Source organism: Inquilinus sp. OTU3971, assembly GCF_038440215.1.
Map to the genome: position 1 here is coordinate 28,488 of NZ_JASATH010000030.1, position 26,316 is coordinate 54,803.

Below are 26,316 nucleotides of genomic sequence, written 5' to 3' on the forward strand. Positions count from 1 at the left end.
GTGCAGGATCATGGCGGGCCGCTCATCCCCAGTCCCCCCGCTTCTTGCCGGCGCGGTACTGCTTGTGCCGCTGGATCCAGACCTTGCGCGCCCTTTCCCGGGCCAGCGGGTCCTCCTTGCGGTCGAGATGCGCCAGCTCGCGCTGCAGCTTGCCCCAGCTGCGCCAGCGCTCCGGGTCCAGGCTGCCGTCGTCCAGCGCCGCGCGCACGGCGCAGCCGGGCTCCGCCTCGTGGCCGCAATCGGCGAAGCGGCACGCCGCGGCCAGCGCCTCGATGTCGGCGAAGGTCGCGGCGACGCCGTCCCCGGCGTCCCACAGGCCGAGCTCGCGCATGCCCGGCGTGTCCAGCACCAGCCGGCCGTTCGGCAGCAGCACCAGCTCGCGATGGGTGGTGGTGTGGCGGCCGCGGGCGTCGTCCTCGCGGATGCCGCCGGTCGCCATCAGCTCGGTCCCCGCCAGAGCGTTGACCAGGCTGGACTTGCCGACGCCCGAACTGCCCAGAAGCACGGCGGTCTGGCCGGGTGCGAAGCTGTCGCGCAAGCCGTCGACGCCCTCGCCGGTGACGGCGGAGACGACATGCACCGGCACGCCGAGCGCCACCGCCTCGATCTCGGCCAGCGGCCCGTCGCGATCGTCGCAGAGGTCGGCCTTGGTCAGCACGACGATGGGGGAGGCGCCGCTCTCCCACGCCGTGGCCAGGTAGCGCTCGATCCGCCGGGAGTTGAGCTCGGCGTTCAGCGAGGTGACCAGGAAGGCGACCTCGACATTGGCGGCAACGATCTGGCCGGTGGGGCGGCCGGGGCCAGCGGCCTTGCGGGTGAAGGCGCTGCGCCGCGGCAGCAGCTGGTGGATGGTGGCGCTGCCTTCGTCCGGGCGCAGCACCGCCGCCACCCAGTCGCCGGCCACCGGGTAGTCGCCCTCCAGCGCCTCATGGGCGAAGCGGCCGGAGAGCTGGCCGGTCATTTCCCCGGCCGGGGTGACGAGCCGGCAGGCGCCGCGCTGCTGCACGGTGACGCGCGCCGGGCTGAAGCCGCGGGCGGCGAGCGGACGGAAATCATGCTGGAGCGCTGGGCTCCAGCCATAGCGATCGATCAATTCGGGATCCTCGGTCGGAGGGCCTGTCAGGCACCGGCCGAGAGGAATCCTGCTGTCAGGAGGCCCGAACGGCGGCACAGCGAAGGGGGGCGCGAAGCGCGCGGACAATCGCAGCCATCGTTCTAACCCTCCTTTCCGAGCCGTCAGGGGCGATCCAGGGATAAGCCGGCCGGGGCGGGGCGTCAAGCCGGCGCACGATCTTACCGCTTGGAGGCCGGGCCGGGGTCGGGCGATGCTCGTTCCCGCAAACCATCGAAGGGGGCTTCCATGCTGCGCATTCCGGCCGCGACGGCCGTCCTGTCCCTGGCGCTGGCCGCCGCGCCGGCGGCGCAGGCGGCGGAGGGGCTGTGGAGCGTCTACGACTCGGCGCTGAAGAGCGCCAAGTACATCGACCTGACCCACGCTTTCGCGCCGACCCAGCCGGTCTGGCCGGGCTTCGGCAACGCCGAGTTCAAGCCGGCTGTCGCGGGCAACGAGCTGCCGGACTACGCCAAGAAGGGCGACGAGTTCACCTATGCCAAGCACGGCTTCGTCGCCAGCGCCTATGCCCTGCCGACCGACCAGTACGGCACCCAGCTGGACCCGCCGGCGCATTGGGACGAGTTCGGCGCCACCATCAGCGACCTGCCGCCGACCTTCGCGGTGCGGCCGCTGGTGCTGATCGACATCCATGAGAAGGTGGCGAAGGATTCGGGCTACGCCATGACCGTGGAGGACGTCACGGCCTGGGAGGCGAAGCACGGCACCGTGCCCGAGGGCAGCGTCGTGATGGTCCGCACCGACTGGTCGAAGAAGTGGGGCGACGTCGCCCATTTCAACGACAAGCCGTTCCCCGGCGTGTCGCTGGACGCGCTGAAGTTCCTGCATCTCGAGCGCCGCATCCTGTTCCACGGCCATGAGCCGCTGGACACCGACGCCACGCCGACGCTGGAGGGCGAGGCCTGGCTGATGCACAACCACTTCACCCAGGCGGAAGGGGTGGCCAATCTCGACCAGGTGCCGGAGGCCGGGGCGCTGATCACCATCGGCTACGCCAAGCCGCTGGGCGGCACCGGCGGCTATGCCCGCTACATCGCCATCGCCCCGGCCGACTGGCCGCATGGCGTCACCATCGCCGAGTCGCCGGGCGCGCCGCTGCCGAAGCAGACCGCCCCGCTGCGCCGCGGGCCCGACGGGGTGATGCGGCCGACGCCGCAATGACCGTGCAGGGAGGGCAGGAGCCCTCCCCTGCGCAGGAGGAGCCGGGACGGATGCCGGAGCTGCGGATCACCACCGATTTCGAGGGCGGCAGCGTCGCGGTGCTGGACTGCAGCGACCCCGGCGCGATCCGGCTGGCGCTGCGGCCCGACGGCCGGGCGCCGGACATGCAGTGGTTCCACTTCCGGCTGCACGGCGCCCGCGGCCGGGACTGCCGCCTGACCTTCGAGAACTCGGACCGGCTGGCGCGGCTGGCTGGGCGGGACGAGATCCCGGATTGCTGGACCGGCTACCGCGCCGTCGCCTCGCATGACGGCACGGAGTGGCTGCGGGTTGGAGCGGAGGTTCGGGACGGTGTCTTCTCGATCGTCGACCGGCCGCAGCACGACGCGGTCGACTACGCCTATTTCGCGCCCTATCCGCTGGCGCGGCACCGGGCGCTGGTCGACCGCGCCCGACAGGCGCCTCGGGTGGCGCATGAATTGCTGGGCCGGACGCCGGACGGGAATCCGATCGACCGGCTGACGATCGGCCATCCCGGACCGGGCAAGAAGCGGCTGTGGATCATGGCGCGGCAGCACCCGTCCGAGACCATGGGCGGCTGGTTCCTGGAGGGGCTGGTGGGCCGGCTGCTCGACCCGGCCGATCCGCTAGCGGCCGGGCTGCGCGAGACGGCGGTATTCCATATCGTGCCGACCGCCAACCCGGATGGCTGCGCCCGCGGTCACACCCGTACCAACGCGCTGGGCATGAACCTGAACCGCGCCTGGAACGATCCGGCGGCGACCAACGCGCCGGAGGTGGCGGCGATCCGCGGCGCGATGGAAGCCGATGGCGTCGATTTCTGCCTCGACATCCATGGCGACGAGGAGCTGCCCTATAATTTCCTCGGCGGGCCGCTGGAGATCCCGTCGCGCAGCCCGGCGTTGCGCCGGCGCTTCGTCGCGTTCATGCGCGGGCTGGAGGCGGCGAGCCCGGACTACCACCGCCGCCACCCCTATCCGGGCGGGCCGCCGGCCGAGGCCGATCTGCGCATGGCCTGGAACTGGATCGCCGAGCGCTTCGGCTGCCTGACCGTGCTGCTGGAGATGCCGTTCAAGGACCAGATCGACACGCCGGACGCCCGCACCGGCTGGTCGCCGCAGCGCAGCGCCCGCCTCGGCCGGGCGATGCTGGAACCGATCGCCTCGGCGCTGCCGGGGCTGCGGCAGGGCGCGCCCGGCGCCGGGATGTGATAGACTTCGACGGGGATCCGCAGCGAAGCGGGCAGGATGACGATCCTGGGGAGGGCACGTGGTTGGATTTCGGATGCTGGCGTGGGCGGCCCTGGCCGCTTCGGTCCTGATCGCGAGTGGTACCGCGATGGCGGCCGAGACGGATCACGAGACCAAGGGGGTGACCGAGAACAACCTCCCGGTCTTCTACCAGAAGCTGAAGGACCGGCTGCATTTCGCCCTGGCCTGGGACCGGGCCGGCGGGGACTTCTCGCGCTGGCGGGCGGAGGCGCGGGCGAAGCTCTGGGACCTGCTGATCCAGCCGGATGACGCGACGCCTTTCGACGCCCGGGTGGTCGAGGAGCAGGATCGCGGCGACCACGTAGCGCGGAAGATCGTGCTGTCGATCACCGGCAACAGCCGCATCGCCGCGCTGCTGCTGGTGCCGAAGGGGCAGGGGCCGTTCCCGGCGGCGCTGGTGCTGCACGATCACGGCGGCAAGTTCGACATCGGCAAGGAGAAGATGATCCGGCCCTGGGGCGACGACGCGCGGCTGGCCTCGGCCCAGGCCTGGGTCGACAAGTACTATTCCGGCAACTTCATCGGCGACGACTTGGCCCGCCGCGGCTATGTCGTGCTGGCGACCGACGCGCTGGGCTGGGGCGGCCGCCAGAACAACGGCCCGGAGTCGCAGCAGGCGCTGGCTTCGAACCTGTTCAACCTCGGCTCCTCGCTGGCCGGCACCATCGCGGTGGAGGATGTGCGGGCGGCGCGCTACCTGGCGTCGCTGCCGGAGGTCGACAAGGCGCGGGTCGCGGCGATCGGCTTCTCGATGGGTGCCTTCCGCGCCTGGCAGGTGGCGGCGCTGACCGACGCGGTCACGGCCGGCGTCGCGGTCAACTGGATGGCGACGCTGGACGGGCTGATGGTGCCCGGCAACAACCAGCTCAAGGGCCAGTCGGCCTTCAACATGCTGCATCCCGGCATGTTCCGCTGGTTCGACTACCCCGACGCGGCCGCGATCGCGGCGCCGAAGCCGATGCTGTTCTATGCCGGTGAGACCGACCCGCTGTTCCCGGTGGCCTCGGTGCGCCAGGCCTTCGCCAGGATGGAGGCGGTCTGGGCCGATGCCGGCGCGCCGGAGCGGTTCGCCGCCAAGGTCTGGCCGAACGCCCATATCTTCCGGGCCGAGGAGCAGACCGACGCCTTCGACTGGCTCGACCGGCAATTCGGGCGGCCAGAATGAGGGGTGGGCGCATCTCTTTTTCCTCGACCGTCATGCCCGCGAAAGCGGGAATCTCCCTCCGATCTTGGACTTGCGGCTTGGGTGTGCCGAGGGACCGCGCCGTATAGCGGACGCGCGATTTGACCAGGCGGCTGGTCGGGTATGATGGCTTCCAAGAGAAGAACGGCCCGGGCGCACGAGACGCCCGAGCCGGAATAGGTTAGAGCATGAAGTCCGAGGCCTGCAGCGTGATTGCGCCGTCGAGACGAATGTGGAAGTCCGAGGTGCCGTCGCCGTTGATATCGCCAGCGATGGTGGTGACGCCGGGGCTGGTGACCGCATAGCGCAGCTGGCCGGCGACTCCAGTGTAGGCGGCGGCGCCGATGAAGCTGAAGGCCGTGTCGCCGTTCCCGGCATCGCCGTCGGCATCGATCATCCGAACCGAGATCAAATCCCCCGTCTGGAAGTCCTGAATCGTGTCGGCGGCCGAGGCCGTGCTGTCGGACACGGCGGTGTAGCTGAAGTAGTCCGCGCCGCTGCCGCCGTTCAGCGTGTCCGCGCCGCTGCCTCCCCGCAGGACGTCGGCGCCGCCGCCGCCGTTGAGGCGGTCATCCCCGTCGAACCCGATGAGCGCGTTGCCCAGGGCGTTGCCGGTCATCACGTCGTCGTGATTGCTGCCGTTGATCGTCTCGATGTCGTCGGCGATCGTATCGCCCTCGGCCGTGCCGCCGGTGTTGACCTGGGTCTGGAGGTTGATCGTCACGCCCACGGCACTGTCCCAGTAGCTGGCGATGTCGTAGTCGGCACCACCGGTCAGCTGGTCGGCACCGGCGCCGCCGCGCAGGAGATCGCCGCCAGCGCCGCCGATCAGCTGGTCGTCGCCATTGCCGCCCTCGAGGGTGTCCCAACCAGTGCCGCCATCGAGCACGTCGTTGCCGTTGAAGCCCCGCAGCGTGTTCGCCGCGCCGTCGCCAGTCAGGGTGTCGTCGAAGGCACTGCCGTGCAGGTTCTCGACTGCGCTCAGCGTGTCGCCCTCAGCGTAGCCGCCGGTGTTGGCATTGGTCGCCAGGTTGACGGTGACCGCAGATCCGCTGCCGTTGTAGTCGGCCGTGTCGATGCCAGCGCCGCCATCGATCGTATCGGCCCCCGCGCCGCCATTCATGGCGTCGTTGCCAGCGCCGGCATCGATCGCATCGTTGCCCGCGGCGCCGTTGATCGTATCGCTTCCCTCAAGGCCGATGAGCGTGTTTGCAAGCGCATCGCCGATCAGGATGTCGTTCAGCTGGCTGCCGCTGACGCCTTCGATGCCGGTCCAGTGGTCCCCGGCGGCAAAACCCCCGGCGGCCTCGCCGGTGGTGAGATTGACCGTGACGCCGGCATCCGAGTTGAGATAGGCGATCAGGTCGATGCCGTCCCCGCCATTGAGCGTGTCGGCGCCCCAGCTGCCGTGCAGCTCGTCGTCGCCCGCGCCGCCATCGATGACATCGTCTCCCTGCCAGCCAATGAGCCGGTCATTGCCCTCGATGCCGAGGAGCGTGTTTGCAGCCGCATCGCCCTGCAGGGTGTCGTTCAACTGGCTGCCGCTCACGCCTTCGACGCCGCTCCACTGGTCCCCGGCGGCGAAACCTCCTTCTGCCTGACCGGAGTTGAGACTGATGACGACAGCGGCGTCCGAGTTGAGATACGCGATGATGTCGAAGCCGTCGCCGCCATTGAGCGTGTCGTTGCCCCAGCTGCCGTGCAGCTCGTCGTCGCCCGCATCGCCATTGACGATGTCGTTTCCTTGCATGCCGATCAGCCGGTCGTTGCCGCCCAGGCCGTTGATGGTGTCGTCGTCAGCGGTGCCGCTGAAGTTGTCCGCACCTTCCGTGCCGTTCAAAATCGCCATTGTCGAGTCTCTCCAGGATTTTGTTTGGGTTGTCGTTCCCAACGTTCCGGGACGGCATGCCATAGCGGCCGCCGGGAACGAGGCGTAAACAAAAATGCAATGATAAGTAGGATGAATCGCCTACGGAGGCGATTGAGTAACAAATTCTGGAGCATTGGCAAGGCACTTGTTTCCAAATTTCATGAAATTTTATGTGATCATCAGAAATAAGGAGTTTTGGGCGAGATCGCGCAGAGGCATGTCCGCCAAGGGACAGCCCTGTGCGGACGCATCCGCCGCTCCGTCGCAAGGTCCGCTTCTCTGCCCAAGAACGACATTCAGGCGGCCCGGTACGCGCCTTCGATCAACCGGGGCGCGGACGAACTCACCCCCTGCTCCAAGGCGAGGTCGACATCGCGCGGAAAGCCGCCATCGATCAGCTCGCGGCCGGACACCGATTCCCGGATCAGGCGAGGCAGGTCCGTGCCGGCCGCCCGCCAGGCGTCCCGCGCCACCTGGGCCTCGGGTGAGCAGGGCAGCGCCAGCGCATCGATGACGGCGCCGGCGCCCAGCAGATCCTCGATTGCGGGACGGAGGCCGCCATCCGGCCAGCGCTCGCCGGCGGGAACGACGCCGACCGTGCCGCCCCGGGCGAGGCCGAGGGCCGCCCGGGCCACGGCGGCGGCGTTCCTCAGGCAGCCTGCCAGCACCGGCGTGCCGGCGCCGGCCAGGGACAGCCGCGAGCCGTTGGGGGAGGGCAGCATCAGCCTGGTCCCGGCCGGGATCTCCAGCAGGCTCGCCGGCGACAGGCTGAACTGTCCGCCGGCCGCCCGCCGCGGCCGCGCCAGCACCGCGCCGGCGCGCTCCGCCGCCTGCCGGGCGGCCGAGTCGTCGCCATGGGGGAAGGGGACGACCGCCGCGTCCCGCGACACCACCACGTCGACGGCGGTCGAGAACGACAGCACGTCGACGATGACCAGCACCGCGACCCGGTCCCGCAAGGCTTCGACGCCCGCCATGCCCCATTCGGCCAGAACCAGTGTCATCCGGCGTTCTCCCGGCTGATCCGAAGGGGCCTTCCCGGTGCCGTCAGCGCTTCAGCGCGGCGACGCCGGGCAGGTCCTTGCCTTCGAGCCATTCCAGGAAGGCGCCGCCGGCGGTGGAGATGTAGGAGAAGCGGTCCTCGACCCCGGCATGGGCCAGGGCGGCGACGGTGTCGCCGCCGCCGGCCACGGTCAGGAGCTTGCCGGCCTGGGTCAGGTCCGCGGCGGCACGGGCCACTGCGACGGTGCCGGCATCGAAGGGACGCTTCTCGAAGACGCCGAGCGGGCCGTTCCAGACCACGGTCTTGGTCTCGGCCAGCAGCGCCTTCAGATTCGCCACCGATTTCGGCCCGATATCCAGCAGCATGGCATCGGCCGGGATGGCCGAATTGTCGACGGCCTCATGCGGGGCATCGGCCTTGAATTCGCGGGCGACCACGCCGTCGACCGGCAGCACGATCTCGCAGCCGGCCGCCTTGGCCTTGCCGAGGATGGTGTGCACGGCATCGGCCATGTCGTGCTCGCACAGGCTCTTGCCGACAGCCACGCCCTGGGCGGCCAGGAAGGTGTTGGCCATGCCGCCGCCGAGGACGAGCCTGTCCACCTTGGCGACGAGATTGCCGAGCAGGTCCAGCTTGGTCGAGATCTTGGCGCCGCCGACGATCGCCAGCACCGGGCGCTTCGGCGCCTCCAGCGCGGCCGACAGCGCCTCCAGCTCGGCCTGCATCAGCCGGCCGGCGACGGCCGGCAGGTGGTGGGCGATGCCCTCGGTCGAGGCATGGGCGCGGTGCGCCGCAGAGAAGGCGTCGTTGACGTAGACGTCGCCGAGCGACGCCAGGGCCTTGGCGAAGGCCGGGTCGTTCTTCTCCTCCTCCGGATGGAAGCGGACATTTTCCAAGAGCAGGATCTGGCCGTCCTTCAGCGCCTTGACCGCCGCCTCGGCCGTCGGACCGACGCAGTCTTCGGCGAAGGCGACCGGGCGCTCCAACACCTCTTCCAGCGCCGGCAGCACGATGGTCTTCAGGCTGAATTCAGGGGTCACGCCCTTGGGCCGGCCGAAATGGGAGATCAGCACGACCCGGCCGCCCTTGTCGGCGATCTCGTCGATGGTCGGGGCCAGCCGGTCCAGCCGGGTGGTGTCGCTGACGTTGCCGTCCTCGACCGGCACGTTCAGGTCGCCGCGCACCAGCACGGTCTTGCCGCGCACATCCACGTCGTCGAGGGTCTTGAAGGCGCTCATCGGATCGGGCTCTCTCGTCAGGGGCAAGATCGCCGGCACCGAACCACAGAGGCCGCCGCGACGCAACCGGGCCGGTGGATCGAGATCGGGTCTGGAAGCCGACGGCACCGCATGCTACCCGGACTCTCCCCACGGCTGACGAGGGATCCCCCATGGCGACCGGCATCGACATCTCGGGCCTGATCAAGTGGGCGCAGCGCGACGAGTGGGCGGAGATGTGGGAGGACGTCTTCTGGGAGCACGTCGGGTCAGGGTGCGAATCCTTCGACCTCGACACGGACGACCTCCCCCGCGTCCTCGGCGAGCATCAATTCATGAATCTGTGGGGATGCGCCTTCGAGGATTTCCTGACTCGCAGCCGCTCCTCAGACGGGCAGACGATCGTTGCCGACTACCTGAAACGATGCGGCTGGAAGGAGCCAGTTCCGGTCAAGCGCTACATGCAGGCGCTCGGGACCTCCGTGATGAGCCTGTACGAGGTCAGCGATATCGTGCCGGGCGAATCCTTTCTTGCCCGCGACCTGATCCGGGGTGGCGAGCCGGTCCGCATCAGCGAGCGCAGCGCGAGCCGCATGCTGAAGCCCTGGGACAAGATCGGAGCGCGGGTCGTCGAATACAGTGGCAAGACCGTGATGGGCGGCGGCGCTCTGGTGTTCGACGCCGCGGCCGCGGAACGGCTGCTGAGCGCCATGGCCGAGCTGCAGAAGCGGATGCGGCGGGAGGTCCGGAAGATCGCGAAGGACGCTGGCGAGCCTCTATCCGATGCTGCCGCCCGGGAGGCGACGGCGCTGATCGTCCTCATGAACTCGGCGTGGGTGTTCACCGGTGTCTGGCTCGATCACTATCTGCCGCGCGTGCTCGGCCTGAAGCGGCCGAAGCTCGTCAACCACGACGGCGACGACATCGTCTTCTGCACGACGCGCTACCCGTGGGCCTCCGGAACCGGGGCCGAGGCGATCCGGGATCGCCTGCGCCGGGTTCCGGACTTCGCCGAGGCCAGCGACACCTTCTGGAACTGGATCGGTCGGGCGCCGGCCGCTGACGCCGGTGGCGGCGAACCGACGCAAGTGGCCGGTCCGGTCGCGGAGATCCTCTCCACCACGCTCGACACCGGCGAGCTGGTGCTCGGGAACATCGAGATCATCGACGGCGCGGTCGTGCTGACGACGAACTCCATGGCGCGGAAGGAGCGTGGATCGGCCCTGCTCGCCGAGTGCCTCGGAGATCTCGTCCGGCCGCCCCTCACCGAGATCCAGACGGTCGAGCAGGCGATGGCGGAATCAGCAGGCCGGTCTCCCGCACCAAGCGGCCCGCCATCCGAGGCCGAGGTGGAGATCGTCCGCAAGTCGCTGGACGCGCATTACCGCGAGACGCTCGACACTCCGGTCAAGATGCTGGGCGGCGTGTCCCCGCGGGCGGCAGTGCGGACCGCCAAGGGCAAGGAGAAGGTGGTCGCCTGGCTGAAATATCTCGAGAACCAGAGCCACCGAAACCCCGACGAGACATTGGCGAGCTACGATCTCTCCTGGATGTGGGAGGAACTCGGGGTGCCCGACCGGCGGCGGTGATTCCCGTCATTTCGGCCCTGGCCGCAATGACGGAAGGGCAGGCTTTCATCAGATCTTCGTCCAGGCCGCGTCCTTCTGCGACGACGCCACGCAGGCGGCGATGAAGCGAACCCCGGCCAGCCCGTCCTCCACCGTCGGCACCAAGAGGGCGTCCGGCGCCGGGTCGCGCTTTTCCAGCCGGGCCAGGATCTGCTCCGCCGCGTCGCTGTAGATCTGGGCGAAGCACTCAAGATAGCCCTCGGGATGGCCGGGCGGCACGCGGGTGGCATGCGCTGCGGCCGGGCCGCTGCCCGGGCCGCCGCGGGTCAGGCGGCGATGCGGCTCGCCCAGCGGCATGAAGGTCAGGTAGTTCGGGTTCTCCTGGGCCCATTCGAGGCCGGCCTTCTCGCCATAGATGCGCAGGCGCAGCCCGTTCTCGTTGCCGCTGGCCACCTGGCTGGCCCAGATCATGCCGCGGGCGCCGCTGGCGTAGCGCAGCAGGATGTGGGCGTTGTCGTCCAGCCGCCGGCCGGGGACGAAGCTCTGCAGGTCGGCGGCCAGCGACTGGGCGCCCTCGCCGGTGACGAAGCTCGCCAGGTTGTAGGCGTGGGTACCGATGTCGCCGACGCAGCCGGCCGGGCCGCTGCGCGCCGGGTCGACCCGCCACTCGGCCTGCTTGCTGCCGGTGTCCTCGGCCTTGGTCGCCAGCCAGTCCTGGGCGTATTCCGCCTCGACCAGCCGGATCTTGCCCAGCGCGCCCTCGGCCACCATCGCCCGGGCCTGCCGGATCATCGGATAGCCGGTGTAGTTGTGGGTCAGGGCGAAGACCTGGCCGCTCCGCTGCACGGCCGCGACCAGGTCCTCGGCATCGGCCAGCGTCGTCGTCAGCGGCTTGTCGCAGATGACGTGGAAGCCGGCCTCGAGGAAGGCCTTGGCCGGGCCGTGATGGACGTGGTTCGGAGTGACGATGGCGACGGCGTCGACCGCCGGACCGCCGCCGTCGCGCAGCTTGCGTTCGCCCTCCAGCATCGCCTGCCAGCTGGGATAGGCGCGGGCGGGATCGAGCCGCAGGTCGGCGGCCGAGGCCAGGGCCTTCTGCGGATCGCTCGACAGCGCCCCGGCGACGAACTCCCAGCGGTCGTCCATCCGCGCCGCCAGGCGGTGCACCGCGCCGATGAAGGCGTCGCGGCCGCCGCCGATCATGCCCAGGCGCAGGCGCCGGCTGGGCGCCCGTTCCGCGGTTCCGGAAACCATGCTTGTCCTCCCTTTTCTGGTCAGATCAGAGCCCGATCGAGAACGCGCCTGATGTGAGTCGGCTGGTGGTGGTTCCGAGAACCGGAGCGCAGCGGACATTTGGGTCCGTGAGCACCGGAAGCGCAGGAACCGCCGCCAGACGGCCGCAGCAGGCGTGTTATCGACGGGCTCAGCGGTCGATGCCGAGCAGGCGGCGGTTGGCCGCCTCGTCGGTGCCGCCGGAGGCGAAATCGTCGAAGGCGCGCTCCGTGACCCGGATCAGATGCGCCGCGATGAACGGGGCGCCTTCGGCCGCGCCCTGCTCGGGATGCTTGATGCAGCACTCCCATTCCAGCACAGCCCATCCGTCGAAGCCGTACTTCGTCAGCTTGGAGAAGATGCCGCCGAAATCGACCTGGCCGTCGCCGAGCGAGCGGAATCGCCCCGCCCGGTCGGCCCAGGATGCGAAGCCGGAATAGACGCCTTGGCTGGCGGTCGGGTTGAACTCGGCGTCCTTGACGTGGAAGGCGCGGATCCGCTCGTGATAGCGGTCGATGTAGCCGAGATAGTCGAGCTGCTGCAGCACGAAGTGGCTCGGGTCGTACAGGATGTTGCAGCGCGGATGGTTGCCGACCCGCTCCAGGAACATCTCGAAGGTGGTGCCGTCGAACAGGTCCTCGCCGGGATGGATCTCGTAGCAGAGGTCGACCCCGGCCTCGTCGAAGGCGTTCAGGATCGGCGTCCAGCGCCGCGCCAGCTCGTCGAAGGCGGTCTCGATCAGCCCGGCCGGGCGCTGCGGCCAGGGATAGACATAGGGCCAGGCGAGGGCGCCGGAGAAGGTGGCGTGGGCCTTGAGGCCGAGACGCCGCGACGCCTGGGCGGCGTAGCGCAGCTGCTGCACCGCCCATTCCTGCCGCGCCTTCGGGTTGCCGCGCACCTCCGGCGCCGCGAAGCCGTCGAAGGCCTCGTCATAGGCCGGATGCACCGCCACCAGCTGGCCCTGCAGATGGGTCGACAGCTCGGACAGGGCCAAGCCGTGCTTCTGCAAGGTGCCGAGCACCTCGTCGCAGTAGTCCTGGCTCTCCGCCGCTCGCTTCAGGTCGAACAGCCGGCCATCCCAGGACGGGATCTGCACGCCCTTGTAGCCGAGCCCGGCGGCCCATCCGGCGATCGAGTCGAGGCTGTTGAAGGGCGGCGCGTCGCCGGCGAACTGGGCGAGGAAGATGGCCGGTCCCTGGATCTCTTTCATGGTTTCCTCCTCCGTAGGGTGCTCGGCAGGCACCCCTCCCTGGGCGATGATTTGTTCGATGCGCGAGCCTAACGCCCGGTCCGGGCACCGCGCAATGCAATCGATTACAGAGTGAACGCCTTTGCCGCCTATCGTCCCGTTCCGGGGCTGGCTTGTCAAACTATTGTCCGATGAATGCTGGACTATTCATTGAAATATTGCTGCCCGACCAGAGCGTGGCGTAAGATAATTGCCGTACCGCTCGGAGAGAGGCGGGACTCGAATGGAGGCCAAGATGCGTTTGATCGCGCTGATCGCCGGTCTGGCGATCGTTCTCGGGCTCACCGCCTGCACGCCGCCCAGCGCGCTCGACACCAACCCGCAATATGTCCGCATGACCCGGGGGGAGTTCGACCGCTACGTGCTGGGCCGGCCGTTCCTGGTCGAAGGCGTGATGGGCGGGCCGGACCGGCTGTTCGAATACCGCCGCAACGGCAAGTACACGCTGAGCGGCCTGGACGGGAACGGCCGACCGATCCTGGTACGGGAGGGCAACTGGCGGTTCGAGGCCGGCACGGTCTGCACCGGCCGGCTGAGCCGCAGCGAGGTCGGTGACAGCTGCATCACCATCTTCTCCTCGCCGCTGGTCGAGGCGCCGGATGTGATGAACTGCACGGTCCGCTGGGTGGGCGAGCGCGGCAATCTCGACGACGGCACGGTGCATCGCTGCCGGGCCACCATGCGGCGTTAGATCGGTCAGTCCTTCGCCGCCAGCGCCTCGGCCCAGGCTTCGAGGCGGGCGGCGAGGGCGGCGTCGCCGTCGATCCCGATCAGCTTGGTGCGGTCGGTGGCACCGCCGACGATGGTCAGCGCCGATTTCGGCAGGCGCCAGCTCTTGGCCAGAAGAGCGATCAAAGCGTCGTTGGCGGCGCCGCGCTCCGGCACCGCCGTGACCGCGGCCTTGAGGAGGGGCGCGCCGTCGGCACCGGCCGCACGACCGGTCACCGCGTTGCGCCCGGCCCGCGGCGTCAGCCGGACCGTGACGCGGATGCCGCGCGGCCCGGCGACGAAGAGCGGGCCTGCCATCCGGGCCTGATCAGGTCACGAGTGCGATATAGATGTTCCGCAGCACCATCTGCAGGAAATAGATCAGCAGCAGCAGCACCACCGGCGAGATGTCGATGCCGCCGAGATTCGGCAGGATCCGCCGAATCGGCCGCAGCGCCGGCTCGGTCAGCCGGTAGAGGGCGTTGCCGATCTGGTAGACTACCTGGTTGCGCGTGTTGACCACGTTGAAGGCGACCAGCCAACTGAGGATGGCGGCGGCGATCACCACCCAGACATACATCTGCAGCACGATGTCGATGATGCGGAAGATTGGGTCGATGACGATCATGCGCCTGTTCCAGAGGTGGTCCGTGCCGGCCCGGTCGCCGAATCCGCCCGTACCGTAACGATGCGGCCGCGGGGGAACAAGCGATGCGACGCGGCCCGGCGGACGGCCCGGCCGCGGAAACCATCAAACTTTCACAAAGCGCGAATTCCCCTGTTGACAGGGGGAGGGGCGGCATCCTACATCACGGCCCGCCGCATCGCCCAGGTGGCGGAATTGGTAGACGCGCAGGTTTCAGGTACCTGTGGCCGAAAGGTCGTGGAAGTTCGAGTCTTCTCCTGGGCACCATCATTCCGATGGGCCCGACGATGCGATGCAGTGGTAATGACCCGCTTGTCCAAGCGGGTCTTTCCTTTTGGGGCCGACGCTCAGCTTTCGGGGAAGGGCCGCGGCCGACTACGGAAGGTGGCGACCGGTGTCCGAACCGATTCTGCATGACGGGGATCTGCCCGACGGCCTCGATCTCGGCGACGTGATCGCGATCGACACCGAGACCATGGGCCTGAACCCGGTGCGCGACCGGCTGTGCCTGGTCCAGCTCAGCGCCGGCGACGGCACCGTCCATCTCGTCCAGCTCCGCCGCGGTGTCTACAACGCGCCCAACCTGTCGGCGCTGCTGACCGACCCGGCGCGGCTGAAGCTGTTCCATTTCGCCCGCTTCGACATCGCCGCGCTGCAGGCCTATCTCGGCGTCGTCACCGCGCCGGTCTACTGCACCAAGATCGCCTCGCGGCTGGTGCGCACCTTCACCGATCGGCACGGGCTGAAGGATCTGTGCCGCGACCTGCTCGGCGTCGAGCTGTCGAAGCAGCAGCAGAGCTCCGACTGGGGCAGCGACCAATTGACGCCCGAGCAGCTGCGCTACGCCGCCAGCGACGTGCTGTACCTGCACGCGCTGAAGGCGAAGCTGGACGAGATGCTGCGGCGCGAAGGGCGCGAGGCCCTGGCGCAGGCCTGCTACGACTTCCTGCCGGCCCGGGCCGCGCTCGACCTCGGCGGCTGGTCGGACCTGGATATCTTCGCCCACTAGCCCGATATGGGGTCACATTCGTGCCGTCTTGTGGCGGTACGGGATCGGCCGGGGCCCAGGCAGGGCCCTCGGCGCAGATCCGGATCGACGGCCAGGAACGACGGATCGTGGTTCGCGCTCTCCGGACCGGCTATAGCAGCCGCCGCGTGGACCATTTGGGAGAAGGCATGGTGGTAACCGCAGGGATCGAGGCCGGCCGCAAGGCGCTGCTGGTGGAGCGCGACGCGCTCGACCGCCTCGCCGAATCGCTCGACGCCAGCTTCGACCGGGCCATCGACACAATCGTCGGCGCCGAAGGCCGGGTCGTGGTCAGCGGCATCGGCAAGAGCGGCCATGTCGCGCGCAAGATCGCGGCGACCTTGGCTTCGACCGGCACAGCGGCGCTGTTCGTCCATCCGGCCGAGGCCAGCCACGGCGATCTCGGCATGATCCACCGCCAGGACGTGGTGCTGGCGCTGTCCAACTCCGGCAACACCGCCGAGCTGGCGGATGTGATCGCCTATACCCGCCGCTTCGCCATCCCGCTGATCGGCGTGACCAGCCGCTCGCCCTCGAACCTGGCGGACCAGTGCGACACCGTGCTGCTGCTGCCGCCGGCGCCGGAGGCGTGCCCGACCGGGCTGGCGCCGACCACCTCGACCACCATGATGATGGCGCTCGGCGACGCCCTGGCGGTGGCGCTGATGCATCGCCGCGGCTTCTCCTCCGACGATTTCCGGGTGCTTCACCCCGGCGGCTCGCTCGGCACCAAGCTGATCCGGGTGCAGGACCTGATGCATGAAGCGGCCGAGCTGCCGCTGGTCGGCCCGCAGACGCGGATGGACGAGGCGATCATCGAGATGAGCCGGGTCGGCTTCGGCTGCGTCGGCGTGGTCGATGCCGACCGCCGGCTGGTCGGCGTGATCACCGACGGCGACCTGCGGCGCCACATGAGCGCCGGCCTGCTGGGCCAGACCGCGGGCCAGGTGATGACCCCCGGCCCGCGCACCATTCGCCCCGCGGCGCTGGCGGCGGAGGCGCTGGGGCTGATGAACCGCTATAAGGTGACCAGCCTCTTCGTCACGACGGAGGATCGGCCGGTGGGCATCCTCAGGGTGCATGACTGCCTGCGGGCAGGGCTGAGTTGAGCACGGTGGCCGCGCCGCAGACGCCGGGCCCGGGCGGGGCGCAGCGCAGCGCCAGCGCCTCGGGCCGTCGCGCGCGCCTGGCCGCGGCCGGCCGCGGCGTCAGCCTCAGCCGAGGCTACAGCCGCATGGTCGGGGTGCTGAAATACGCGCTGCCGGCCGTCGGACTGGTGATCGTCGGCCTGGTCGTGGCGTGGCCGGAGCTGCACTCGTCCCAGGTCGACATCTCCAACCCCGCCGAGCGTCCGGCCGCCGTCGCGGGCGAGATCCAGAATCCGCGCTACAGCGGCGTCGACGAGGCGGCGCGGCCCTACACCGTCTGGGCGAATCTGGCGAAGCAGGTGCAGGACGAGATCTTCGACCTGAACCGCCCCAAGGGCGAGCTGAAGCTGCAGAACGGCCTGGTGCTGAACCTCGACGCCCAGTCCGGCAAGCTGGACCGCAGCAGCAAATCGGTGCATCTCAGCGGCAACGTCACCCTGCGCCGCAGTGACGGCACCACCATGGTCACCGACGCGGCGGACATCGACCTGGCCGACAAGGGCGCGCGCAGCAGCACGCCCGTGACGGCGGAGGGTCCTTTCGGTACGCTGTCGGCCGAGGGCTTCAAGGTCGAGCAGCAGGGCGACGTCATCATCTTCACCGGCCCGACCAAGCTGTTTCTCAAGCCCGGCGCCGACAAGGCCTTCCAGGGAACGCCGCAATGATCCGTCCGCTGATCCTCGCTGTCCTGCTCGGTGTGGTGGCCATGCCCGCCCTGGCGCAACAGCAGCTGCAGCTGGGCGGCGGCAAGGACGAGCCGTCCGAGATCCAGGCCGACGACGCGCTGGAATGGCACCAGAACGAGAAGACCTACATCGCCCGCGGCAACGCCGTGTACAAGCGCGGCGAGCTGACGGTGAAGGCCGATGTGCTGACCGCCTATTACCGCGAGCTGCCGGACAAGAGCACCGAGATCTTCCGGGCCATCGCCGACGGCAATGTGCTGATCACCCGTGGCGATACCACCAGCGCCACCGGCGGCAAGGGGGTCTACGAGCTCGACGCCCAGACCTTCACCCTGACCGGCGGCAACCTGAAATTCGTCAACAACGACGACGTGATCACCGCAACCGACAGCATGGTGTACCGCCAGGCCGAGGATGTGGCGATCGCCCGCGGCAACGCCACGGCGACCCGCCCCAAGGAGCAGAAGACGCTGCGCGCCGACACGCTCACCGGCCATTTCGCCCCGAACGAGAAGGGCGAGAAGGAGCTGTCGGTGGTCGACGCCGACGGCAATGTCAAGCTGACCACGCCGACCGACGTGGTCACCGGCCGGACCGGCCGCTATGACGTCAAGACCCAGTTCGCGACCATCACCGACGATGTCCGCATGACCCGCGGCGGCAACCAGCTGAACGGCGACTATGCCGAGGTGGACATGGCCAGCGGCGTCAGCAAGCTGTTGACCCGGCCGGGTCAGGGCGGCCGCGCCCGGGCCCTGCTGGTGCCGGACGAGAAGGGCCAGAGCCCCGGAGGGCTGCCGGGCCAGCCCGCCACGCCGGCCCCGCCGGCGCCGAAGAAGTAGGGGCGGGCGATGACCAAGCCGATCAGCGCACTTGCATCCGAGACGACGACCGCGCCGCGCCTTGTCGCCAAGAATGACGGGCTCGTCGCCCGCAATCTCGGCAAGCAGTACAAGAAGCGCCCGGTGCTGCGCGACGTCAGCCTGCAGGTGCAGCGCGGCGAGGCGGTCGGCCTGCTGGGCCCGAACGGTGCCGGCAAGACCACCTGCTTCTACATGATCACCGGCCTGATCCAGCCGGATTACGGCACGATCCTCTTGGACGGGCAGGAGCTGACCGACCTGCCGATGTACCGCCGCGCCCGGCTCGGCATCGGCTATCTGCCGCAGGAGGCGTCGATCTTCCGCGGCCTGACGGTCGAGCAGAACATCCGCGCCGTGCTGGAGATCTCCGAGCCGGACCGCTCGACCCGCGAGGCGGTGCTGGAGGACCTGCTGGCCGAGTTCTCGATCAGCCATCTGCGGCGCACCCCGGCCCTGGCGCTGTCGGGCGGCGAGCGCCGGCGCGTCGAGATCGCCCGGGCGCTGGCCAGCCATCCGCATTTCATGCTGCTGGATGAGCCGCTGGCCGGCATCGACCCGATCGCGGTCGGCGACATCCGCGACCTGGTGGCGCATCTGCGCGACCGCGGCATCGGCGTCCTGATCACCGACCACAATGTGCGTGAAACCCTCGATATCGTCGATCGGGCCTATATCCTCCACGACGGGCGTGTTCTGATGGAAGGCGAACCATCCGACATCGTCGGCAATGAGGAGGTGCGGCGCGTGTATCTGGGCGAACGCTTCAGCCTGTAGACCACCGGGCAGCCATGGCCATTTCGCAACGCCTCGGGCTCCGGCAGAGCCAGGCACTGGTCATGACGCCGCAGCTGCAGCAGTCGATCAAGCTGCTGCAGCTGTCCAACATCGAGCTCTCCGCCTTCGTCGAGACGGAGCTCGAGCGCAACCCGCTCCTGGAACGGGAGGAGGGCGAGCGCGGTGATGACGGCGGCGACAGCACCAGCGACCGAAACGACACCGAGCCCCCTGGTTCCGCACCGGCGGGGGCGGTGGCGTCCGACGTCGCCCTGACCGCGCCGGAGCCGCCGGGCATCGTCTCGGCCGATGCGCCGCTCGACACCGACTGGAGCAACCTGTTCACCGGGTCCAGCTCCACCGACCGCAATGACGATTACGGCGGCGAGGCGCAGTTCGCGGGCGCGGGACGTGGCCGGACGGATTTCGCCGACGACCTGCCGGGGCTCGAGGAGACGCTGGCTCAGCGGCCCAGCCTGCGCGACCACCTGCTGAGCCAGATCGCGATCGAGTTCTACGCCCCGGCCGACCGGCTGATCGCGGCGCGGCTGGTCGATCTCCTGGAGGAGACCGGCTATCTCGGCGCCACGGTCGAGGAGGTGGCGGCCGGCCTCGGCTGCCCGCCCGAGCGGGTCGAGGCGGTGCTGCGCCGCTGCCAGCGGCTCGACCCGCCCGGCATCTTCGCCCGCAGCCTGGCCGAATGCCTGGCGATTCAGCTGGCCGAGCGCAACCGCCTGGACCCGGCGATGCGCACGCTGCTCGACCATCTCGACCTGCTGGCCCGGCGCGACCTCGCCGCGGTGATGCGGCTGTGCGGCGTCGACGCCGAGGACCTGGCCGAGATGATCGCCGAGATCCGCGCCCTCGACCCGAAGCCGGGCGCGGCCTTCGACCACGAGATCGCGCAGACCCTGATCCCGGACATCCTGATGCGGGCTGAGCCCGAGGTCGGCTGGGTGGTCGAGCTGAACGCCGACACCCTGCCGCGGGTGCTGGTCAACCGCCGCTACCACGCCGAGATCAGCCGCGGCACCCGCAGCAAGGTCGACCGCGACTATGTCGGCACCTGCCTGGCCGACGCCAACTGGCTGGTCCGCGCCCTGGACCAGCGCGCCAACACCATCCTCAAGGTCGCGTCCGAGATCGTGCGCCGGCAGGACGCCTTCTTCGTCCGCGGCGTGCAGCATCTGAAGCCGCTGACGCTGAAGGACGTGGCCGAGACGGTCGACATGCACGAAAGCACGATCAGCCGGGTGACCACCAACAAGGTGATCGCCACGCCGCGCGGCGTGTTCGAGCTGAAGTATTTCTTCACCCAGGCGATCCAGGGGGCGGACGGGGCCGACGCGCATTCGGCCGAGGCGGTGCGCCACCGCATCCGCAGCATGATCGACGCCGAACCGGCGGACGCCGTCCTGTCCGACGACCGGATCGTCGAAATCCTGCGCGGGGAGGGGATCGACATTGCACGGCGGACCGTCGCCAAGTACCGTGAGGGGATGCGGATACCATCCTCCGTCCAGCGACGGCGTGAGAAGGGTCTGAGCCGATGAGCGCTCCCCCAGCTTCCTCCGCAGCCCGGGATCGGGCCCCCTTCGTTGACATGAAGGCGCCCCATCCCTATGGTCGCCGCCCGAAGGCGGCCCCCAAAAGGCCGCCCCGTTCTTTTTGGGCGCCCGTATCTCATCGTGCAGCAGTAAAGCGACAGCCATGCAACTGACCGTTCGAGGCAAGCAGATCGACGTCGGTGACGCATTGCGCACCCATGTCAGCGACGCCCTCACCAGCACGACCGCGAAGTACTTCAACAACGCGATCGAGGCGAATGTCGTCTTTTCCCGCAATGCCCATCTGATCCGGAGCGACCTGTCGGTCCATGTCGGCCGCAACATCCTCCTGCAGAGCAATGCGGAGGCCGAGAGCCCGTATCACGCCTTCGATGCTGCGGCCGACAAGCTGGCCAAGCGGCTGCGCCGCTACAAGCGCCGGCTGCGCGACCACCACAACGGCGACGCCCAGCAGCCGGCCCTGCCGGCGCAGGCCTATATTCTCGAAGCCGAATCCGAGGAGCTGCTGAACGGCGAGGAGCCGAACCAGCCGATCGTGATCGCCGACGTCTCGACCTCGATCGAGAGCCTGACGGTGCTGCAGGCGGTGATGCGCCTCGACCTGGGCGACCTGCCGGCGCTGATGTTCCGCAACCAGGCCCATGGCCGGCTCAACATGGTGTTCCGCCGCCCCGACGGGAACATCGGCTGGGTCGATCCGAAAGGGACCGAGGATGCCGCCGCCTGAGGGCGGCGCATCCGATCCGTCATGATCGATTTCCTACGCCCCGAGGCGATTCTCGCCAATCTGAAGGCTGCCAGCAAGAAGCAGGCTCTGCAGGAGCTGGCCCGCCGTGCCGCCGAACTGACCGGCCAGCACGAGCGCTTCATCTTCGACGTGCTGCTGGAGCGCGAGCGGCTGGGCTCGACCGGCGTCGGCCGCGGCATCGCCATCCCGCACGGCAAGCTGCCGCATCTGCAGGGCGTGTTCGGCGCCTTCGCCCGGCTGGAGCGGCCGATCGATTTCGACGCGGTCGACGAGCAGCCGGTCGACCTGGTGTTCCTGCTGCTGGCGCCGGAAGGGGCGGGGGCGGATCATCTGAAGGCGCTGGCCCGGATCAGCCGCATGCTGCGCGACGAGAGCCTGTGCGAGAAGCTGCGCGGCTGCCAGAGCGCCGACGCCATCTTCGCGCTCCTGTCCCAGAGCGAGTCGGTGAACGCCGCTTGACCGCCGGCCCTCCGCTCCGCTAGCGGGAGCGGATCGGCCCTCGTCTGCGGTTCCGCCATGCTTCTGCTCGGCCTCGACGCCGGCACCTCGGTCATCAAGGCCGCGCTGTTCGGGCGCGACGGGCGGCAGCGCGCCGCTGCGTCCCGGCGCACCACGGTCTCCCACCCGCACCCCACCTGGTCGGAGAGCGATCCGGAGACCGCCTGGGCCGCGACCACGGCGGTGATCCGCCAGGTCCTGGCCGAGGCCGGGGTGGACGGGTCCGCCGTCGCCGCCATCGGTGTCACCGGGGCCATGGTCGGGGCCTGGGTGATCGATTCCGGGGGGCGGCCGCTGCGCCCCGGCATCCTGTGGGATGACGGCCGCAGCCAGCCCTGGATCGAGAAGAGGCTGGCCGGCGATACCGGCTTCCTGTCGCGCATCTTCGCCTCCTCCGGCTCGGTCATGCAGCAGGGCTGCACCTTGCCGGTGCTGCGCTGGCTGCTGGACCACGAGCCTGAGGTGATGGCCAAGGCCGACTGCGTGTTCGGCTGCAAGGACTACCTCCGCTTCCGCCTGACCGGCCAGCGCGCCGCCGACCCGACCGAGGCGTCGGTGGCGCCCGGCGACGCCCGGGCCCAGGGCCGCAGCGAGGCGCTGCTCGCGCTGTTCGGCCTCGGTCCGCACCGGCATCTGCTGCCGCCGGTGCTGCCGTCCGAGGCGGTGGCCGGGACGGTGACTGAGGCCGCCGCGGCGAAGACCGGCCTCAGACCTGGTACACCGGTGGTCACCGGCGCCGGCGACGTCGCCGCCAGCGTCATCGGTTCGGGCGGGCTCGCCGCCGGCTCGGCCTGCACCGTGCTCGGCACCACCTGCCTGAACGGTGTGGTGCTCGACGCGCCCTCCTTCGAGCCGCCGGATCTCGGCCTGCTGTTCAGCCTGCCGGGCCGGCTGTGGCTGCGCTGCATGGTCAATGTCGCCGGCACCAGCAACCTCGACTGGTGCCTGCGCAGCCTGTGCCCGGACCTGGCCCGGGACCCCGACCCCTATGCCGCGCTGGAGGCGCTGGCCGAGGCCGCCCCACCGGGCGCCGGAGGTGTCGTCTACCTGCCCTATCTCAGCGAGGTCGGGATCATCGCCCCGGCGGTCTCGGCCGCGGCCCGGGCCCAGTTCGCCTGGCTGGTCCCGGGCCACGGCCGGCCTGAGCTGGTGCGCGCCGTCTATGAGGGCCTGGCCTATGCCATTCGCGACTGCTTCGCGGCGATGGCGGAGCGGCCGCAAAGCGTGCTGCTGTCGGGCGGCGGCGGCCGCAGCCGCTTCTGGTCGCAGATGATCGCCGACGTGCTCGGCCTGCCGGTGGAGATCCCCGACGGCGGCGAATACGGGGCCTGCGGCGCGGCCCTGTTGGCCGGGACCGGCATCGGATGGTATCCCTCGATCGGCGACGCGTCGCGCCGGGTCCGCAGGGTCCAGCGCACGCATCGTCCCGATCCGGCGCTGCGGGAGGCCTATGAGGCCGCCTACCGGCGCTACGGTGGGCATCGCGACGCGCTGCTGCGCATGCCCGCACCTATGTCCGACCTTTCTTGACGAGGTCCGGATCGGCCTTCATCATGCCGATTGTGGTCTAGACCACCAGGGCCCGCCAATGACCGACCTACAGCCGAGTCCGACGGACAAGCCGATCTACCAGCAGATCGCCGAGGATCTGGCCGACCGTATCCGCGCCGGCGGTTTCGCCGTGGGCGACCGGCTGCCCTCCGAGCGCGACCTGGCCGACCAGCTGGGCATCAGCCGGATGACCGTGCGCCAGGCCTTCAAGAGCCTGACCGATGCCGGGCTGATCGAGAGCCGGATCGGCCGCGGCTGCTTCGTCGCCCGGCCCAAGGTCGACCAGCGGCTGCAGCGCCTGACCGGCTTCAGCGAGGACATGGCCCGGCTGGGCCGCCGCGCCGCCAGCGTGATCCTGCGCCAAGCCGTGGTGCCGGCGGACGGCGAGGCGCGCGAGGCGCTGGGCGTGGCCGAGGGCGCGCCGCTGGTGCTGCTCGAGCGCGTCCGCCTGGCCGATGCCGTGCCGATGGCGTTCGAGGTCACCTGGCTGAACGGGGCGCTGGTGCCCGGCATCCTCGACCGCAACGATTTCCGCACCGCCTCGTTGTACGAGGTGCTGCGCCACGATTACGGCCTGGTGCCCTGGCAGGCGGAGCAGACGGTCGAGGCCGACCTGCCCGACGCCGTCACCGCCGGTGCCCTCGACATCCCGCGCAGCGCGCCGGTGCTGGTGTTCACCCGGCGCACCGCCGATGCCGACGGCCATGTCATCGAATTCGTCCGCTCCGCCTATCGCGGCGACCGCTACAAGATGCGGGCACGGCTTTCCCCACCGGACACATCGGACTCATGACCTCGACCGCCCTTTCCGGCGCCGCCGCCTATCTCGCCGGCATCGCCGACCGCATCGCCGCCCTGACGGCCACCCAGGGCGAGGCGATCGGCGCCGCGGCGGCTTCCTGTGTCGAGACCATCCGGCGCGACGGGCTGATCTACATCTTCGGCACCGGCCATTCGCATCTGATGGCGGAGGAGGGGCATTTCCGCGCCGGCGGCCTGGCCTGCGTGGTGCCGATCCTAGCCTCGTCGGTCATGCTGCATGAGGGCGCGGTGGTCTCCGGCGTGCTGGAGCGGATGGCCGGCCTGGCCGCGCCGCTGCTCGGCCGGTACCCGATCGGGCCGACCGACACGCTGTTCGTGTTCTCCAACAGCGGCGTCAACGCCGTGCCGGTCGAGGCCGCGCGCCACGGCCGGGAGAAGGGCGCCACGGTGGTGGCCGTGACCTCGATCGCCTATTCCCGGGCCGCGGCCGCCGGCCGGCCGACCCTGGCCGAGACCGCCGACATCGCCATCGACAACCAGGGGCCGCCGGGCGATGCCCTGGTGACCGCCGCCGAGGGGCTGACCGTCGGCCCGATCTCGACGGTGCTGGGCGCCGCGATCTGGAACGCGGTGCTGACCGAGACGGTGGCCCGGATGGCGGCATCGGGCGAGGTGGCGCCGGCCTATATCAGCTCGAACATGCCGGGATCGAAGGAGCGCAACGCCGCGCTGGTGGAACGCTACCGGACGCGCAATCCGCATCTGTAAGGCGACCCTGGCGGACGCTCGGCCAACGACGCGCCGCATCCCGGGCCGCAGGACAAACAGGGGAGAGGGCAATGGCGACGAGATGGTCGATCGTGTCGGGCGTGGCCGCGGCCGCGCTGCTTTGGGGTGCCGCGGCGGCGCAGGCGGAACCGGTGCAGCTGGTGCTGTGGCACATGGAACAGCCGCCGCACCGCGTGGCACGGGTGCAGGAGCTGATCGACGCCTTCAACAAGAGCCACCCGGACATCGCGGTGAAGCAGGAGCCGCAGAGCTGGGGCGAGATCTACGCCAAGGCGCCGGCCGCGATCGCCGCCGGCAACGCGCCGGACATGCTGTTCGCGATCCCGGATTTCGCCCCGATCCTGAAGGATCTGGGGGCACTGCAATCGGTCGACGGTTTCGTCAAGCAGCTCGATTCCGAGCACCATTTCGTGCCCAGCGCGCTGGCGCCCTACAGCTATGACGGCGGCGTCTGGGCGGTGCCCCTCTACAACATGGCGATGTCGCTGTGGTACCGGAAGAGCGTGTTCGAAAAGGCCGGGCTGACCCCGCCGAAGACCTGGAGCGAGTGGCAGGCGGCGGCGGAGAAGCTGACGGCGGACGGTCGCTTCGGCATCGGCCTGCCGGCGAACAAGCAGCTCTACACCGACCAGACCGTCTACGATCTGATGGTCAATGCCGGTGCCGCCGACATCTACAACCCGGACGGCACGCTGCGCTTCGACAACCCGCAGACGGTCAAGGCCTACGATTTCTACAAGGAGCTGTACCAGTTCTCCGCCGCCGACGCGCCGAGCTGGACCTGGGGCGAAGCCGAGGCGTGCTTCGCCAGCGGCGGCTGCGGCATGATCCTGCAGTTCACCGTGATCAGCACCTATGACAGCCAGGCCGAGGGCGACGCCCAGGATCTCGGCGTGGCGCCGATCCCGCATGCCGACGACCGCAAGGAGTCGGGCACCATCGCCTATTCCAACGCGGTGATGATCCTGGCCAAGGACGAGGCCAGGCGGAAGGCGGCCGAGACCTTCATCGCCTGGCTCTTGGAGCCGGAGACCTATGGCCGCTTCCTGAACATGGAGCCGGGGCTGTTCCTGCCGGTCACTGCCGACGGCGCCAAGGCCAAGAGCCTGTGGAGCGACCCGCTGGTGGTGAAGTACAAGCCGCAGATCGAGGCGATGATCGCCAACAGCCGCAACGGTGCCCTGTTCGGCTTCACCGGCGGCCATACCTTCCCCAGCATCGCCGCGATCTCGGCCCAGAACATCCTGGCCGAGACGCTGCAGAAGATCGTGGTCGACGAGATGTCCGCCGCCGACGCGGTCAAGGCCGGGCAGGCCCGGATGCAGGAGGCGGTGAAGTAGGAGAGTGGAGAACTGGTGGTTCCGCTCCACCCATTCACCCTCCCATGGCATTCATAGATCTCTCGGCTTTAGGTCGCGTGGCCTCTCCCGCTTGCGGGAGAGGTCGGACATCCGAAGGATGTCCGGGTGAGGGCATGCCGGCCTGGCCGAAAGCTCGGCTCTGCCGCGGGCGAGCGCGTGATCCGCTCCTGTTCCTGACGCAGCGGTTCCCGGCGTCTCGGCCGCATCGCCCTCACCCGGTCTCGCTGCGCGAGCCCGACC

Annotated in this window: 25 protein-coding genes and 1 tRNA gene; 18 read left to right on the forward strand and 8 right to left on the reverse strand. The window is 69.6% G+C overall.

Annotated elements, in window-relative coordinates:
* Window positions 1–22: 22 nt before the first annotated feature.
* On the reverse strand, window positions 23–1,093 hold the full coding sequence (rsgA, locus tag AAHM41_RS10375) for a ribosome small subunit-dependent GTPase A (RefSeq protein WP_342236457.1): 1,071 nt from the start codon (window positions 1,091–1,093) through the stop codon (window positions 23–25).
* Window positions 1,094–1,360: 267 nt separating this feature from the next.
* Between rsgA and AAHM41_RS10380 the strand changes: the two genes are divergently transcribed.
* The 3 genes from AAHM41_RS10380 (at window position 1,361) to AAHM41_RS10390 (ending at window position 4,750) form a co-directional block, all read left to right on the forward strand.
* The gene (locus tag AAHM41_RS10380; protein ID WP_342236458.1) at window positions 1,361–2,293 is read left to right on the forward strand and encodes a cyclase family protein; all 933 of its coding nucleotides are present in this window, start codon (window positions 1,361–1,363) and stop codon (window positions 2,291–2,293) included.
* Between the two features lie 50 nt (window positions 2,294–2,343).
* A complete protein-coding gene (locus AAHM41_RS10385) occupies window positions 2,344–3,525 on the forward strand; it encodes a M14 family metallopeptidase (protein ID WP_342236459.1) in 1,182 nt (393 codons plus the stop codon).
* 73 nt (window positions 3,526–3,598) lie between these two features.
* Complete coding sequence (locus AAHM41_RS10390) at window positions 3,599–4,750, forward strand: dienelactone hydrolase family protein (protein WP_342236460.1); 1,152 nt, start codon at window positions 3,599–3,601, stop codon at window positions 4,748–4,750.
* Between the two features lie 199 nt (window positions 4,751–4,949).
* On the opposite strand, the gene AAHM41_RS10395 is transcribed toward AAHM41_RS10390, so the two are convergent.
* The 3 genes from AAHM41_RS10395 to AAHM41_RS10405 all read right to left on the reverse strand — a co-directional run bounded on the left by AAHM41_RS10395 (window position 4,950) and on the right by AAHM41_RS10405 (window position 8,879).
* Window positions 4,950–6,680 (reverse strand): calcium-binding protein, encoded by a 1,731-nt coding sequence (locus tag AAHM41_RS10395; protein ID WP_342236461.1) that lies wholly within the window; start codon window positions 6,678–6,680, stop codon window positions 4,950–4,952.
* Window positions 6,681–6,934: 254 nt separating this feature from the next.
* Window positions 6,935–7,642, reverse strand: coding sequence for a 2-phosphosulfolactate phosphatase (locus tag AAHM41_RS10400; protein WP_342236462.1), 708 nt, complete (start codon window positions 7,640–7,642; stop codon window positions 6,935–6,937).
* 43 nt (window positions 7,643–7,685) lie between these two features.
* Window positions 7,686–8,879: a phosphoglycerate kinase gene (locus tag AAHM41_RS10405; RefSeq protein ID WP_342236463.1), complete on the reverse strand. Its 1,194-nt coding sequence runs from the start codon at window positions 8,877–8,879 to the stop codon at window positions 7,686–7,688.
* Window positions 8,880–9,031: 152 nt separating this feature from the next.
* Between AAHM41_RS10405 and AAHM41_RS10410 the strand changes: the two genes are divergently transcribed.
* Window positions 9,032–10,447, forward strand: a complete 1,416-nt coding sequence (locus AAHM41_RS10410) for a hypothetical protein (RefSeq protein WP_342236464.1) — start codon at window positions 9,032–9,034, stop codon at window positions 10,445–10,447.
* A gap of 48 nt (window positions 10,448–10,495) precedes the next feature.
* Here AAHM41_RS10410 and AAHM41_RS10415 read toward each other — a convergent pair whose 3' ends face one another.
* Together AAHM41_RS10415 and AAHM41_RS10420 are read right to left on the reverse strand one after the other, a co-directional pair.
* Window positions 10,496–11,680, reverse strand: coding sequence for a Gfo/Idh/MocA family protein (locus AAHM41_RS10415; protein WP_342236465.1), 1,185 nt, complete (start codon window positions 11,678–11,680; stop codon window positions 10,496–10,498).
* Window positions 11,681–11,849: 169 nt separating this feature from the next.
* Entirely contained in the window at window positions 11,850–12,908 is a 1,059-nt protein-coding gene (locus AAHM41_RS10420; RefSeq protein WP_342236466.1) for a sugar phosphate isomerase/epimerase family protein, read from the reverse strand.
* Between the two features lie 274 nt (window positions 12,909–13,182).
* On the opposite strand from AAHM41_RS10420, the gene AAHM41_RS10425 reads away from it, so the two are divergent.
* A complete protein-coding gene (locus tag AAHM41_RS10425) occupies window positions 13,183–13,638 on the forward strand; it encodes a hypothetical protein (RefSeq protein ID WP_342236467.1) in 456 nt (151 codons plus the stop codon).
* Between the two features lie 5 nt (window positions 13,639–13,643).
* Here AAHM41_RS10425 and AAHM41_RS10430 read toward each other — a convergent pair whose 3' ends face one another.
* Both AAHM41_RS10430 and AAHM41_RS10435 read right to left on the reverse strand, forming a co-directional pair.
* A complete protein-coding gene (locus tag AAHM41_RS10430; protein ID WP_342236468.1) occupies window positions 13,644–13,973 on the reverse strand; it encodes a DUF167 family protein in 330 nt (109 codons plus the stop codon).
* 10 nt (window positions 13,974–13,983) lie between these two features.
* Window positions 13,984–14,283 (reverse strand): YggT family protein, encoded by a 300-nt coding sequence (locus AAHM41_RS10435; protein WP_342236469.1) that lies wholly within the window; start codon window positions 14,281–14,283, stop codon window positions 13,984–13,986.
* Window positions 14,284–14,481: 198 nt separating this feature from the next.
* Here AAHM41_RS10435 and AAHM41_RS10440 point away from each other — a divergent pair.
* The 13 genes from AAHM41_RS10440 to AAHM41_RS10500 all read left to right on the forward strand — a co-directional run bounded on the left by AAHM41_RS10440 (window position 14,482) and on the right by AAHM41_RS10500 (window position 26,055).
* Window positions 14,482–14,568: transfer RNA gene (locus AAHM41_RS10440), tRNA-Leu, on the forward strand.
* A gap of 127 nt (window positions 14,569–14,695) precedes the next feature.
* Window positions 14,696–15,310 (forward strand): ribonuclease D, encoded by a 615-nt coding sequence (locus AAHM41_RS10445; RefSeq protein WP_342236470.1) that lies wholly within the window; start codon window positions 14,696–14,698, stop codon window positions 15,308–15,310.
* A 167-nt stretch (window positions 15,311–15,477) separates the two neighbouring features.
* Window positions 15,478–16,437: a KpsF/GutQ family sugar-phosphate isomerase gene (locus tag AAHM41_RS10450; protein WP_342236471.1), complete on the forward strand. Its 960-nt coding sequence runs from the start codon at window positions 15,478–15,480 to the stop codon at window positions 16,435–16,437.
* Window positions 16,438–16,442: 5 nt separating this feature from the next.
* Window positions 16,443–17,141: an LPS export ABC transporter periplasmic protein LptC gene (lptC, locus tag AAHM41_RS10455; protein ID WP_342236481.1), complete on the forward strand. Its 699-nt coding sequence runs from the start codon at window positions 16,443–16,445 to the stop codon at window positions 17,139–17,141.
* Window positions 17,138–18,004 carry an LptA/OstA family protein gene (locus AAHM41_RS10460; protein ID WP_342236472.1) on the forward strand — a complete coding sequence of 289 codons (867 nt, stop codon included), beginning with the start codon at window positions 17,138–17,140 and terminating at the stop codon, window positions 18,002–18,004. The genes lptC and AAHM41_RS10460 overlap by 4 nt, the downstream gene beginning before the upstream one ends.
* Window positions 18,005–18,013: 9 nt before the next feature.
* Window positions 18,014–18,799, forward strand: a complete 786-nt coding sequence (gene lptB / locus AAHM41_RS10465; protein WP_342236473.1) for an LPS export ABC transporter ATP-binding protein — start codon at window positions 18,014–18,016, stop codon at window positions 18,797–18,799.
* Between the two features lie 14 nt (window positions 18,800–18,813).
* On the forward strand, window positions 18,814–20,352 hold the full coding sequence (rpoN, locus tag AAHM41_RS10470) for an RNA polymerase factor sigma-54 (protein WP_342236474.1): 1,539 nt from the start codon (window positions 18,814–18,816) through the stop codon (window positions 20,350–20,352).
* 157 nt (window positions 20,353–20,509) lie between these two features.
* Window positions 20,510–21,094, forward strand: coding sequence for a ribosome hibernation-promoting factor, HPF/YfiA family (gene hpf / locus AAHM41_RS10475; RefSeq protein WP_342236475.1), 585 nt, complete (start codon window positions 20,510–20,512; stop codon window positions 21,092–21,094).
* Window positions 21,095–21,115: 21 nt separating this feature from the next.
* Window positions 21,116–21,574, forward strand: coding sequence for a PTS IIA-like nitrogen regulatory protein PtsN (gene ptsN, locus AAHM41_RS10480; protein WP_225771036.1), 459 nt, complete (start codon window positions 21,116–21,118; stop codon window positions 21,572–21,574).
* Window positions 21,575–21,631: 57 nt separating this feature from the next.
* Window positions 21,632–23,143: an FGGY-family carbohydrate kinase gene (locus AAHM41_RS10485; RefSeq protein ID WP_342236476.1), complete on the forward strand. Its 1,512-nt coding sequence runs from the start codon at window positions 21,632–21,634 to the stop codon at window positions 23,141–23,143.
* A gap of 58 nt (window positions 23,144–23,201) precedes the next feature.
* Entirely contained in the window at window positions 23,202–23,957 is a 756-nt protein-coding gene (locus tag AAHM41_RS10490) for a GntR family transcriptional regulator (RefSeq protein ID WP_342236477.1), read from the forward strand.
* Window positions 23,954–24,694 (forward strand): SIS domain-containing protein, encoded by a 741-nt coding sequence (locus tag AAHM41_RS10495; protein WP_342236478.1) that lies wholly within the window; start codon window positions 23,954–23,956, stop codon window positions 24,692–24,694. The genes AAHM41_RS10490 and AAHM41_RS10495 overlap by 4 nt, the downstream gene beginning before the upstream one ends.
* Window positions 24,695–24,765: 71 nt before the next feature.
* A complete protein-coding gene (locus AAHM41_RS10500; RefSeq protein ID WP_342236479.1) occupies window positions 24,766–26,055 on the forward strand; it encodes an ABC transporter substrate-binding protein in 1,290 nt (429 codons plus the stop codon).
* Window positions 26,056–26,316 lie beyond the last annotated feature (261 nt).